The following is a 13,249-nucleotide window of genomic DNA, read 5'->3' on the forward strand; positions in this document are numbered from 1 at the left end:
GCCGCCCGGCCCGGGCGGGTCAGCGCCAGCCGAGGGCGGGCGCGACGTGGGTGAGGATCGACCCGATCACGTGGGTGTTGTACTCCACGCCGAGCTGGTTCGGCACCGTGAGCAGCAGCGAGTCGGCCTCGGCGATCGCCTCGTCCCGGCGCAGCTCGTCGATCAGCTCGTCCGGCTCGGCCGCGTACGAGCGACCGAACACGGCGCGCGTGGACTCGTCGATGTAGCCGAAGCTGTCGCTGCGCTCGCCCGATCCGAGGAAGTAGCGGCGGTCCATGTCGTTCGTGATCGCGAAGATCGAGCGCGACACCGACACGCGCGGCTCGAAGCCCCAGTCGTGCTTGGCCCACTCCTCGCGGAACTTGCGGATCTGCGTCGCCTGCTGCACGTGCAGCGGCTCGCCCGACTCGTCCCACTTCAGGGTGGAGGTCATCATGTGCATGCCGTGCTCCGCGGCCCACACGGCCGTGGCGTCCGATCCGGCGCCCCACCAGATGCGCTGGCGCAGGCCCTCCGAGTGCGGCTCGAGGCGCAGCAGCCCCGGCGGGTTCGGGAACATCGGCCGCGGGTTCGGCTGCGCGAAGCCCTGGCCCTCGAGCAGTTGCAAGAGGAGCAGCGTCTTCTGGCGGGCGGCCTCGGCGCCGTCGGCGTCGTCGTCCGACGCGGGCTGGTAGCCGAAGTACTTCCAGCCGTCGATCACCTGCTCGGGTGAGCCGCGCGAGATGCCCAGCTGCAGCCGTCCGTCCGAGATGAGGTCGGCGGCGCCGGCGTCCTCGACCATGTACATCGGGTTCTCGTAGCGCATGTCGATCACGCCCGTGCCGATCTCGATGCGCTTCGTGCGCGCGCCGACCGCCGCCAGCAGCGGGAACGGCGAGGCCAGCTGCCGGGCGAAGTGGTGCACGCGGAAGTACGCGCCGTCCGCGCCCACGTCCTCGGCCGCCTGCGCGAGGTCGATCGACTGGTGCAGCACGTCGGAGGCGCTGCGCGTGCCCGACTCGGGATGCGGCGTCCAGTGCCCGAACGAGAGGAAGCCGATGCTCTTGCGACCCGGTACGGTGCTCATGGATTCATTCAACGTCATGGATCCCCCGGCATTCCCGATCCGTCATTCCGTGCCCCGCAGCGCCTCGCCGAGGGCGGCGCGCGACGTGACATCGAGCTTCTGGAACGCGCGGTGCAGGTGGTTCTCGACGGTGCGCACGCTGAGCATGAGCGTCGAGGCGACCTCCTGGTTCGACATGCCCTGCGCCGCGAGCTCGGCGACCTCCCGCTCGCGCGCCGTGAGCGCCGAGCGCGGCGGCACGGGATCGACCACGCGCGGGAAGTCGCCGCCGAGCTTGGTGGCGAGGCGCCGCGCCTGGCGCAGGATGTCGGCGGCACGATCCGGCTCCGTCGCCGCGAGCATGCGCGCGGACGCCGCGAGCAGGGTGAGCCCGTAGCCGCGCATGCCCGCCTTGATCAGCTCCTCGCCCGTGCGGGCGACGGCCGCGCCGTCGGCGGAGGCGAGGGCCTCGCTGCAGCGCCCGATCAGCGTGAGGAGCCGGCTGTCGGCCGCGTCGGCGAGCTGCGCCACCTCCGCCGCGCGCGCGGCGTCCGGATGGATCTCGACCGCGCGCATGCCGGCGACGACGGCGGCGGCGAGGTAGCGGCGCTCCCGCAGCTGCTCGAACTGCTCCCACAGCTCGTCGGCGACGGACGACGCGGACTCGCCCTCGACGAGACGCGCGTGGGCCGTCGCCTGCGCGGCGACCATGAGGGGGAACGGGCCGGTCGGCAGCCCCGACGCCCGCGCCTGGTCGGCCAGGGATCGCGCCGCGCCCGTCCGCCCGACGCGCGCCGCCGCCCGCGCGGCGAGGACGAGCGTGCCGATCTCGTACTGCGTGTGGATGAGCGGCGTGGCGCCGACCGACAGAAGCGGCCCCAGGTGCTCGCGCATCGCGCGCTCGTCGCCGCGGAAGAGGTGGACGAGGGCCAGCACGTAGCCGTGCGGCACGAGCAGCTGCGGATCGAGGGTCGACAGCCCCTCCTGGTACGCGCGCGTGGCGTGCGCCTCGGCCGCGTCGAGGTCGCCGGCGAGCAGGAGGGCCAGGCCGCGACCGATGCGCGCGAGCGGCGCGAGCGCGGTATCGCCCACGGCGTCGAGGTGCGCGAGCGCCTCGCGCCCGCGGCCCAGGGCGAGCAACTCCTCGCCGCGCGTCAGCCGCAGTGCCTCGGCGCCGAAGGGATCGCGCACGTCCTCCGGCGCGGGCTCGTCCGGCACACGATCCAGGAACAGGCGGACGTGCCGCGCCGCCGCCGTGAGCACGCCCTGCCACGACTCGGAGTCCTCGCCCTCGAGCCGCGCGAGGGCCCCGGCGAGATCGTGCGCCCCGAAGGCGGCGACGAGGCCCCGCCACGCGGCCACCAGCGCCCGGTCGTGCGGCTCGCCGGGGGCGTCGTCGGAGAGGATCGCGTCGAGCTCGCGCAGATCGGTGCCGCGGTACGAGAGCGCCCGCGCGTACGCGAGGGCCGAGCGGGCGTCGCGGTGCTGCTCCCACTCCGCGCGCCGGGCGAGCACCTGGGAGGAGTGACGCTCAGCCATCACGCGGTTGAGCACGGCATCGGCGAGCCGACGGCTCTCGGTGTCGGAGACGGGACCCAGCTCGGTGGCGCCCGCGAGGGGGCGCCCCGTCGCGACCCGCCAGGGCGAGGCGTCCTGCTCGCGCCCGAGCGCCTCGGCGATCTCGCCCACGAGGCGCAGCCGGCGGGCACCGATCCGCTCGCGGCTGACGTGATCGGCCACGAGCGGCGGGTACACGCCGACCGAGACCGTGCCGGAGACGGAGGTGAAGGCGAGCAGCCCGCGCTCGTCCAGCTCCTCGAGCGGCGTCCAGTCCGAGAGCCGATGCGCCACCGAGATGTCCACGGCGCCCACGAGCGAGAGCTTCATGAGCGCGTCCAGCGCCTCCAGCGACAGCCCCTGCAGGAACGGCTCGACCGTGCGGGCGAGCTGCGGGGTCCACAGATCGGGGCCGGCCGTCCACATGCCGCCCACCTGGCGCAGCAGACCGTGGCGGCGCGCGTTGTCGGCGATCGCCTGCACGAGGGCGGGCAGCCCGCCGGCGCGGCCGTGGATGAGCGCGACCGTCGCGCGGTCCACGGGCCCTCGGCAGATCGTCTCGATCAGCTGTGCGGACTCGTCGTACACGAGCGGGGCCAGGCTCAGCCGCACGCCGGGCCGGACGAGCGCGGGCAGCGAGAGATCGGGCGCGCGGCGGGTCGTCGACGCCGAGGACAGCAGCGGCGTGTGCACCTGGCCGATCGCGCTCGAGATCGCGCCGATCGAGGCGGGATCGAGGTCGTCCGAGTCGTCGACGACGACGACCGTGCGGCGCGGCTCGATCGAGCGCAGCAGCGCATCGGTCGCGGCGGCGACGGCGCTGCGGGTGTGCGTGGGGTTGGCCGGCACGAGGCCGGCGATCGCGAGCGCCTCGAGCGGGCGATCGCGCAGCGCGGGATTGCCGCGCAGCTCGAGGGTCTTCCAGCCGGCCGCGTTCAGCTGCGCCGCGACGCGGCCGAGCAGCGTCGAGCGCCCGGACCCCGGCAGCCCCCGCAGGCTCACGCTCGTGCCGTCGCGCAGGTAGCCGAGGGTGGATTCGACGATGTCGTCGTGCACGGTCGTGGTGAGGCTCACGCGACCGACCCTACGTCAGGGCTACTCAGTCGTACAGAGGCTCGCCACTTAGGACTCGGCGTGGTCGTCAGCCGCGGCGGCGCCCGTGGGCGCGATGTCGACCCACTCCGGGTACTTCGCGGTGCGCCCGTCTCCCGAGGAGGTGCGCGTGATCCGGCGCCGCAGCCAGGGCAGCACGTGCGCGCGGTAGTACTCCCCCGCGCCCAGGTGTCGGTCGGCCGGTGCCGGCAGGTCCCACCACGTGGGGTCGGCCGGGACGCCGAGTGCGTGGAGCACGCGGGCCGCGACGCGGTGATGCCCGCGGGCGTTCATGTGCAGGCGATCGGGCGACCAGAACGGCGGGGTCGCGAGCTCGCGGTCGGGCCAGTTCAGCGCGCGGACGACGTCGTCGCGCCCCTCGAAGCGCGCGATCACGGCCGCGGACAGCTCGTCGCCGCGCCGCTGGATGAGTCGGCCGAGCGGCAGCCCCGACGAGGGATTCGCGCCCGAGAGCAGAATGAAGCGCACCCCCTCCTCGTCGCAGCGGCGCAGCACGTGGGTGAAGGCGTCGGCGATGCGCGCGATCGTCGTGCGCGGTCGGAGCATGTCGTTGCCGCCGCCGTTGAACGACAGGTGCGTGGGGCGCAGCGCGAGCGCGGGCTCGAGCTGCTCCTCGACGACGGGCCACGCCAGCCGGCCGCGGATGGCGAGGTTCGCGTACTGCACCGTCTGGCCCGTGCCGTTCGCCCATCCCTGGGCGACGAGATCGGCCCAGCCCCGCGGGCGGCCGTCCTCCAGCTCGTCCCCCACACCCTCCGTGAACGAATCGCCGATCGCGACATACCGCACCGCCATGCACCCAGCCTATGTGCCGGTGCCGACCGGCTCCGCCTCGAGCGCCACGCCGGTGCGTTCGACGAGGGGGATCACGGCGAGGGCGGCGAGCACGAAGAAGGCCGCGAACACGCCGAACAGCAGGCCGACGCTCCCCCAGCCGAGCGCCCATGGGACGAACAGCGGCGCGAGGATCGACGCGATGCGGCCGGCGCCCGCCGCCGCGCCGGTGCCCGTGCCGCGGATCGCCGTGGGGTAGATCTCGGGACTGACGGCGTAGAGCGCGCCCCACGCGCCGAGATTGAAGAACGACAGCGCCATGCCCGCGGCGATGATCTGCCACCCCGCGGCCGCCATCCCGAAGCACAGAGCCGCCGCCGCCGACCCGACGAGGAACGTCGCGAGCGTCGCCCGCCGGCCCCACACCTCGATGAGCCACGCGGCCACGGCGTAGCCCGGCAGCTGTGCCAGCGTGATCACCAGCGTGAAGCCGAACGACTTCACGAGGTCGAACCCCTGGTCGAACAGGATCGAGGGGATCCAGATGAACGCCCCGTAGTACGAGAAGTTGACGCAGAACCACACGGCCCACAGGCCGGCCGTGCGTGCCCGCAGCGGCGCCGACCAGAGGTCCGCGAACCCGGGGCGGCGCGCGGGGCCCGCGGTCGCCGGCCCCGAGTCCGCGGCGACCGGCTGCGCCGTCGAGCCGAGCACGGCCGGCGACACCTCGAACGCCTGCACGACGCGTTCGGCCTCGTCCGTGCGGCCGCGGGATTCGAGGAAGCGCGGCGACTCGGGCAGACCCCAGCGGACGACGAGCGCGTACACGACCGGCACGGCGCCGAGGGCGAACGCCCATCGCCAGCCGTTCTCGAGCGGCACGACGAAGTAGCCGATGAGCGCCGCCGCCGTCCAGCCGAGCGCCCAGAACGCCTCGAGGACCACGACCATGCGGCCGCGGATGCGCGCGGGCGCCAGCTCGCTCACGTAGGTGGACGCCACCGGCAGCTCGGAGCCGAGCCCGAGGCCGACGACGAAACGCAGCACGAGCAGCGCCGCCACCCCGCCGACGAGCGCGCTCGCGCCCGTCGCGATCCCGTAGACGAGCAGCGTAAGGGCGAACACCTGCCGGCGCCCGAGCCGGTCGGCCAGCAGGCCGCCGACGCTCGCCCCCACGGCCATGCCGAGGAAGCCGATCGAGGTGATCCATCCCGTCTCGGTGCGCGTGAGGTCCCACTCGACCGACAGCGCCGCGATGATGAACGAGATGAGGCCGACGTCCATGGCGTCGAGCGCCCACCCGATACCCGATCCGGTGAGGACGCGCAGGTGCTTGCGGGTGAGCGGCAGTCCGTCGAGGCGCGACGAGGCGGAGGTCATGCCGCCATACTAATGGTCAGCGTGACATTTACTGCATCCGGATTCCGCGAGAAAGCAATTGCGCGCCGAGACAGCGTGCAAACGACGCTGTCTCGGCGCACAGAAGCTGTTTCGCTGAGGGGTGGCTCAGCCGACCAGCGCCGTCCGCAGGGTGTCGAGGCCGACGCCGCCGAGGTCGAGCGCGCGCTTGTGGAACTCCTTCATCGAGAAGTCGGCGCCGCGCTGCGCGGCGTACGCGTCGCGCACCTGCTCCCAGATGCGCTGCCCGACCTTGTACGAGGGCGCCTGCCCCGGCCAGCCGAGGTAGCGGTTCACCTCGAAGCGCACGAAGCCGTCCTCCATGTTCACGTTGCGCCGCATGAAGTCGAGGGCGTGATCCGCGTCCCACGCGCCCTGGCCGTCCGGGCGCTGCTTGCCCAGGTGCACGCCGATGTCGAGCACGACGCGCGCGGCGCGCATGCGCTGGCCGTCGAGCATGCCGAGGCGGTCGGCCGGATCGTCGAGGTACCCGAGCTGCTCCATGAGCCGCTCGGCGTAGAGCGCCCAGCCCTCGGCGTGCCCGGACGTGCCGGCAAGCAGGCGACGCCACGAGTTCAGCTCGGCCCGGTTGTACACCGCCTGGCCGATCTGCAGGTGGTGGCCGGGGACGCCCTCGTGGTACACCGTCGTCAGCTCGCGCCACGAGTCGAACTCCGTGACGCCCTCGGGCACCGACCACCACATGCGGCCCGGGCGCGAGAAGTCGTCGGTCGGGCCCGTGTAGTAGATCCCGCCCTCCTGCGTGGGCGCGATCATGCACTCGAGCGCGCGCACGGGCTCGGGGATGTCGAAGTGCGTGCGGCCCAGCGCGGCCACGGCCGCGTCGCTCGTGCGCTGCATCCACTCGCGCAGCGCCGTCGTGCCGTGCAGCTTGCGGCTCGCGTCCTGCTCGAGGAACGCGATGGCCTCCTCGACGCTCGCGCCGGGCAGGATCCGGTCCGCGATCCGCTCCTGCTCGTCGACCATGCGGGCAAGTTCCTCGACGCCCCACTCGTAGGTCTCGTCGAGGTCGATCACGGCGCCGAGGAAGCTGCGGGAGTGCAGCGCGTAGAGCTCGCGCCCCACGCCGTCGGCCTCCCCGGCGACCGGGGCGAGCTCGTCGCGCAGGAACGCCTGCAGCGCCGCGTACGCCTCGCGCGCGGCGGCCTGGCCGCGGTCGAGCTCGGCGCGCAGCGACGCGGGCAGCTCGCCCTCGGCCGGTGCGGCGCCGCCCGCGAGCGTCGCGAAGAAGCCGTCGCCCGCCGTGTAGCGGTCGATCTGCCCCGCGACCTCGGCGACCTGGCGCACGGCGGGTACGTCGCCCTCCGCGATGCCGCGGCGCAGCGTCTCGGTGTACCCGCCGAGCGCGGCGGGGATCGCCCGCAGGCGCCGCGCGATGGTGGCCCAGTCATCGGTCGTGTCGGTGGGCATGAGGTCGAAGACGTTGCGCACCTGCTGCGAGGGGCTCTCGATGACGTTGAGGTCGCGCAGCGGCCAGCGCGCCTCCTGCAGCTGCAGGTCGAGCTCGAGCTGGTCGCCCAGGTCCTGCTGCGTCACGCGGTCGACGTCGTCCGCCGGCGCGGCGGCGCGCAGCTGCGCGAGCGCGGAGCGCGCGGCGTCGGCCCACGCGTCCAGCCCGGCGGGGCTGTAGTCGCTGAAGCCGTCCTGGCCCTCGGCGCGGCCGATGTACGTGCCGAGCTCGGGGTTCAGGCGCGCGGACGTGTCGACCCACGCGTCGGCGATGCGGTCGATCTCGGTGGGGGTGCGTTCGGTCATGTCATCCGTTCTTCGTCGTGCCGCGCGTCAGTGCGCGGCCTCGTTCCAGTCGGAGCCGCGGCCGACCTGCACGTCCAGCGGCACCGACAGCTCGGCCGCGCCGCCCATGCGCCGGCGCACGATGTCCTCGACGGCGTCCCACTCCCCCGGCGCCACCTCCACGACGAGCTCGTCGTGAATCTGCAGCAGCACGCGCGAGCCCATGCCGCGCAGGTCCTCGTGGATGCGCAGCAGCGCGATCTTCATGATGTCGGCCGCGCTGCCCTGGATCGGGGCGTTGAGAGCGGCGCGCTCGGCGTTCTCGCGCAGCACGCGGTTGGGGCTCTTCAGGTCGGGGAACGGGCGGCGACGCCCGAAGATCGTCTCGGTGTAGCCGACCTCGCGCGCCGCCTCGACCGACGCGCGCAGGTAGTCGCGCACGGCGCCGAAGCGGGCGAAGTACTCGAGCATCAGCTGCTTGGCCTCGGACTGGTCGATGCGCAGCTGCTTGGACAGGCCGAAGGCCGAGAGCCCGTAGACGAGCCCGTACGACATCGCCTTCACCTTGGTGCGCATCTCGGACGTGACCTCGGCCGGGTCGACGCCGAAGACCCGGGCGCCGACGAAGCGGTGCAGGTCCTCCCCCGAGTTGAACGCCTCGATGAGTCCCGGATCGCCCGACAGGTGCGCCATGATCCGCATCTCGATCTGCGAGTAGTCGGCCGTCAGCAGCGACTCGTACCCGGCGCCGACCTCGAAGGCGGCGCGGATGCGCTTGGACTCCTCGGTGCGGACGGGGATGTTCTGCAGGTTCGGATCGGTGCTCGACAGGCGCCCGGTCTGGCTGCCCGTCTGCACGTAGGTGGTGTGGACGCGCCCCGTGTCGTCGATGGCCGCGTCGAGGCCGTCGATGATCTGCTTGAGCTTGGTCGCCTCGCGGTGCTGCAGCAGCAGCCCGAGGAACGGGTGCGGCGCCTTCTCCTGGATGTCGGCGAGGGCGCCGGCGTCGGTCGTGTACCCCGTCTTGGTCTTGCGGGTCTTCGGCAGCTGCAGCTCCTCGAACAGCACCTCCTGCAGCTGCTTCGGGGAGCCGAGGTTCACCTCGTGGCCGATGGCGGCGTACGCCTGCTGCGCGAGTGCCTCGGCCCGCGCGCCGAGCTCGCGCGAGAAGTCCGACAGCTTCGCGTGCGAGACGGCCACGCCCGCGAGCTCCATGTCCGCGAGCGTCAGGGCCGTGGGCAGCTCGATGTCGACGAGCACGCGCAGCAGCTGCTCGGGCAGGTCGTCGCGCAGCGCCGCGGTGACCCGCAGCACGTACCACGACAGCTGGCCGGGGGTGGCGCCGTCGGTCTCGGGCACGAGCTGCGACGGATCGGCCTCCGGCAGCTTCTCGCCCAGCAGCCGCTCGACGAGGTGCGCGAGCGTCTTGTCGGGGAACGAGGGCCGCAGCAGCCATCCGGCCAGCAGCGGATCGAAGGCGAGCCCCCGCACGACGACGTCGGCGCGACCGAGCGCCTTGATCTGCGCCTTCGCGTCCGAGAGCACCTTCGGCGCGTCCGAGGCGAACCACTCCCGCAGCGCCGCGGCGACCTCGTCCGACCACGTCGCCTCGACGGCCTCGTCGGCGGTCGCGAGCCCGACGCGCTCGGGCAGTCCGGCCAGCGTCGTGACGGTGACGCCGATCTCGCCCGGCGCGGCCGCCTCGACCCAGGCGGCGAGCTCCGCCGCCTCGAGCTGACGCGGCACGGGCGCGGCGGCCACGACCGCGGCGGGCTCCGGCTCATCCGTCATGCCAGCGGCCTCGAACACGCGCGGCAGCAGTGCGCGGAACTCCAGGCGCGCGAAGATGTCGCGCACCGCCTGGCCGTCGATCGGCTGCCGGACGAGGTCCTCCACCTCCACGGGAAGCTCGACGTCGCGGAGCAGCCGGTTCAGGCGGCGGTTGCGCCGCACGTCGTCGAGGTGCTCGCGCAGGTTGCCGCCCACGACGCCCTTGATCGTGTCGGCCCCCTCGAGCAGCGCGTCGAGCGATCCGAACTGCGTCAGCCACTTCACGGCGGTCTTCTCGCCCACCTTGGGCACGCCGGGCAGGTTGTCGCTCGTCTCGCCGACGAGCGCCGCGATGTCGGGGTACATCTCGGGCTCGACGCCGTACTTCTCGCGCACGGCCTGCGGGTCGTAGCGCTTCAGCTGCGAGACGCCCTGGACCGAGGGGTACAGCAGCGTGATGTCGTCGTTCACGAGCTGGATCGCGTCGCGATCGCCCGAGCAGACGAGCACGTTCCAGCCGGCCGCCGCGCCGCGCGTCGCGAGCGTGGCGAGGATGTCGTCGGCCTCGAAGTCGGGCTTGGTGAGCACGGTCACGCCCATCGCCTGCAGGCACTCCTGCAGCAGCGGGATCTGACCCTTGAACTCCGCGGGCGTCTCGGAGCGGTTCGCCTTGTACTCCGCGTACTCGCGGGTGCGGAACGACTCCCGCGCCGTGTCGAAGGCGACCGCCAGATGCGTGGGCTTCTCGGCCTTCAGCAGGTTGACGAACATCGACAGGAAGCCGTAGATCCCGTTCGTGTGCTGACCGTCCTTCGTCGAGAAGTTCTCGACGGGGAGGGCGTAGAAGGCCCGGTAGGCGAGCGAGTGGCCGTCTACCACCAGAAGGGTAGGCTTTGCGGAGTCCGTCACTCTGCCAGCCTAACGAGGGCGGCGGACATCGCAGTGTGAGGAGCGGGATGAGCGACACCGACGAGCTGGCCTGGGCGAACGAGCGGGGCCTCGGCGCCCTCGCCGAGAAGATGGGCATCCGCTTCACGGAGTTCTCCGTCGAGCGCGCCGTGGCGACCATGCCGGTCGAGGGCAACACGCAGCCGCGCATGCTGCTGCACGGCGGCGCCTACGTCGTGCTCGGCGAGTCGCTCGGATCCATGAGCGCGAACCTCTACGCCGGCCCGGGCCGCTACGCCGTGGGCATCGACATCAACGCCACGCACACCGCCTCCGCGACGAGCGGTCTCGTCACCGGCGTGTGCACGCCCATCCACCTCGGCCGCTCCCTCACCGTGCACGAGATCGCCGTGACGGACGAGAACGGCCGCCGCTGCTCGACGATCCGGATCACCAACCTGATCCGCGACGAGCGCCCCTGACACGAGCGGTCGGCGCGGAACCGCCCGGGCTCAGCCCTTCTTGGGGGCGAGCTGCTCGATGATCGCCTTGGCGACGTCCTGCATGGTGAGGCGGCGGTCCATCGAGGCCTTCTGGATCCAGCGGAACGCCTCGGGCTCCGACAGGCCCATCTTCTCGTTCAGCAGGCCCTTGGCGCGGTCGACGAGCTTGCGGGTCTCGAAGCGCTCGACCATGTCGGCCACCTCGGCCTCGAGCGTGATGATCTGCTCGTGGCGCGCCATGGCGATCTCGATCGCGGGCAGCAGGTCGTTCGGGGTGAACGGCTTGACCACGTAGGCCAGCGCGCCCGCCTCGCTCGCGCGCTCGACGAGCTCCTTCTGGCTGAAGGCCGTGAGCAGCACGACGGGGGCGATGTGGTTCTTGCTGAGCTTCTCGGCGGCGCTGATGCCGTCGAGCTGCGGCATCTTCACGTCCATGATCACGAGATCCGGGCGCAGCTCGGTCGCGAGCTGGACCGCCGTCTCGCCGTCGCCGGCCTCGCCGACCACGTCGTAGCCGTTGTCGCGGAGGATCTCCACGATGTCGAGGCGGATGAGGGACTCGTCCTCGGCGACGACCACGCGTCGCGGTGCCGTGGCCTGCTCGTTCTGCTCTTCGCTCACGAATCCATCCTAATCTCAGCCCACGCCCGCACCTGGGAGCGCCCCGCGCGCGCCGGATGAGCCTGTTGGTGCCGGCGGTGGGACTCGAACCCCGCCCCGACGGCCCTCCACACGCCGCATGCGCGGCGCGCGGAGCCTCCGCCGCGGGGGCCCTGTGTGGGTTCTCGCCCACCACCGTCACTTCGTGCCGGCGGTGGGACTCGAACCCACACGCCCGTGAGGACAGCGCATTTTGAGTGCGCCGCGTCTGCCATTCCGCCACGCCGGCCCGGTCCCAGCCTACGGGAAAGCGGGCGGACGCCTTCGCGCCCGCCCGCTCTCACCGAAGCGCGCTCAGCCCTCGTTCTGGTACACCGGCGCGGCGCCGTGCACCGCGTCGCCGACCTTGTGGATGCGCACGTCGTTGGTCGATCCCGCGATCCCGGGAGGGGATCCGGAGATCACGACGACCTTGTCGCCGACCTTCGCGAGGTCGTTCGACAGCAGGTAGTCGTCCACCTGCGGGAACATGCGGTCGGTGTGGTCCACCGGGTCGACGAGCGCCGAGCGGATGCCCCACGTCAGCGCCATGCGGCGGCGGATGGCCTCGTCGGTCGTGAACGCGATCATCGGGATGCGCGAGCGCAGGCGCGCCATGCGGCGGGCCGAGTCGCCGCCCTCCGTGAAGATGCAAAGGAACTTGGCCTCGACGAAGTCGGCCACCTCGACGGCGGCCATCGTCACGATGCCGCCCTGGGTGCGCGGTCGCGCCGTGAGGGGCTGGATGCGCTCCAGGCCGTGCTCCTCCGTCGACTCCACGATGCGGGCCATCGTCTGGACGGTGACGATCGGATACTTGCCGACGCTCGTCTCGCCGGAGAGCATGACCGCGTCGGCGCCGTCGATCACGGCGTTGGCGACGTCGCTCGTCTCGGCGCGCGTGGGCACGGGGTTCTCGATCATCGACTCGAGCATCTGCGTGGCCACGATGACGGGCTTGGCGAGGCGGCGGGCGATCTCGACGGCGCGCTTCTGCACGATCGGCACGGCCTCGAGCGGCAGCTCGACGCCCAGGTCGCCGCGCGCCACCATGATCGCGTCGAAGGCCTCGATGATCTCCTCGAGGTTGTCCACCGCCTGCGGCTTCTCGACCTTGGCGATGACCGGCACGAACCGGCCCTCCTCGGCCATGATCTCGTGTACGCGCTGCACGTCCGACGCGTCGCGCACGAACGACAGCGCGATGAGGTCGGCGCCCTTGCGCAGACCCCAGCGGAGGTCGTCCTCGTCCTTCTCGCTCAGGGCGGGCACGCTCACGGCGACGCCGGGCAGGTTGATGCCCTTGTTGTTCGACACGGGGCCGCCGACGATCACCTCGGTCGTGACGACCGTGTCGTCGGCCTCGATCACCTTGACGCGCACCTTGCCGTCGTCGATCAGCAGGAAGTCGCCGGGCTTGACGTCCCCCGGCAGGCCCTTGAAGGTCGTCGAGACGATCTCCTTCGTCCCGGGGATGTCCTCCACCGTGATCTTGAAGATGTCGCCGACGGCGAGCTCGTGGGGTCCGTCCGCGAACTTGCCGAGGCGGATCTTCGGGCCCTGCAGGTCGACGAGGATCGCGACGGGCTTGCCGAGCTCCTCGGCGGCCGCCCGCACATTCGCGTAGTTGTTGTCGTGGACGGAGTGGTCACCATGGCTCAGATTGAACCGGGTGACATCCACACCCGCCTCGATGAGCTCCTTGACTGTCTCCTTCGTCGACGTCGCCGGCCCGAGGGTGGCGACGATCTTGGCACGTCTCAACGATTCACCTTCCGCACATGTGTGCCCGACACGCCCCTCCGCA

The 13,249-nt window shown here is 72.2% G+C and carries 9 protein-coding genes and 1 tRNA gene; 1 reads left to right on the forward strand and 9 read right to left on the reverse strand.

Translation table 11 applies throughout. The features are described 5' to 3' along the window. Window positions 1-19 precede the first annotated feature (19 nt). The 6 genes from ACODR5_RS05705 to polA form a co-directional block, all read right to left on the reverse strand. Window positions 20-1,066 (reverse strand): LLM class flavin-dependent oxidoreductase, encoded by a 1,047-nt coding sequence (locus tag ACODR5_RS05705; protein WP_460815525.1) that lies wholly within the window; start codon window positions 1,064-1,066, stop codon window positions 20-22. A 42-nt stretch (window positions 1,067-1,108) separates the two neighbouring features. After that, window positions 1,109-3,676, reverse strand: a complete 2,568-nt coding sequence (locus ACODR5_RS05710; RefSeq protein ID WP_488982998.1) for a helix-turn-helix transcriptional regulator — start codon at window positions 3,674-3,676, stop codon at window positions 1,109-1,111. A gap of 48 nt (window positions 3,677-3,724) precedes the next feature. After that, on the reverse strand, window positions 3,725-4,510 hold the full coding sequence (locus tag ACODR5_RS05715; protein WP_488982999.1) for an SGNH/GDSL hydrolase family protein: 786 nt from the start codon (window positions 4,508-4,510) through the stop codon (window positions 3,725-3,727). Window positions 4,511-4,519: 9 nt separating this feature from the next. Further along, window positions 4,520-5,869 carry an MFS transporter gene (locus ACODR5_RS05720; RefSeq protein ID WP_488983000.1) on the reverse strand — a complete coding sequence of 450 codons (1,350 nt, stop codon included), beginning with the start codon at window positions 5,867-5,869 and terminating at the stop codon, window positions 4,520-4,522. Window positions 5,870-5,995: 126 nt separating this feature from the next. Beyond that, on the reverse strand, window positions 5,996-7,663 hold the full coding sequence (locus ACODR5_RS05725; protein WP_488983001.1) for a DUF885 domain-containing protein: 1,668 nt from the start codon (window positions 7,661-7,663) through the stop codon (window positions 5,996-5,998). Window positions 7,664-7,690: 27 nt separating this feature from the next. Continuing rightward, window positions 7,691-10,321, reverse strand: a complete 2,631-nt coding sequence (polA, locus tag ACODR5_RS05730; protein ID WP_488983002.1) for a DNA polymerase I — start codon at window positions 10,319-10,321, stop codon at window positions 7,691-7,693. A gap of 47 nt (window positions 10,322-10,368) precedes the next feature. On the opposite strand from polA, the gene ACODR5_RS05735 reads away from it, so the two are divergent. After that, entirely contained in the window at window positions 10,369-10,782 is a 414-nt protein-coding gene (locus ACODR5_RS05735; protein ID WP_449853143.1) for a hotdog fold thioesterase, read from the forward strand. A gap of 30 nt (window positions 10,783-10,812) precedes the next feature. Here ACODR5_RS05735 and ACODR5_RS05740 read toward each other — a convergent pair whose 3' ends face one another. From ACODR5_RS05740 to pyk, 3 genes are all read right to left on the reverse strand, one after another. After that, window positions 10,813-11,424, reverse strand: a complete 612-nt coding sequence (locus tag ACODR5_RS05740) for an ANTAR domain-containing response regulator (protein ID WP_449853144.1) — start codon at window positions 11,422-11,424, stop codon at window positions 10,813-10,815. 185 nt (window positions 11,425-11,609) lie between these two features. Beyond that, window positions 11,610-11,692: transfer RNA gene (locus ACODR5_RS05745), tRNA-Leu, on the reverse strand. Window positions 11,693-11,757: 65 nt separating this feature from the next. Next, entirely contained in the window at window positions 11,758-13,206 is a 1,449-nt protein-coding gene (gene pyk, locus ACODR5_RS05750; RefSeq protein WP_488983003.1) for a pyruvate kinase, read from the reverse strand. Window positions 13,207-13,249 lie beyond the last annotated feature (43 nt).

The organism is Microbacterium sp. FG3 (assembly GCF_057809335.1).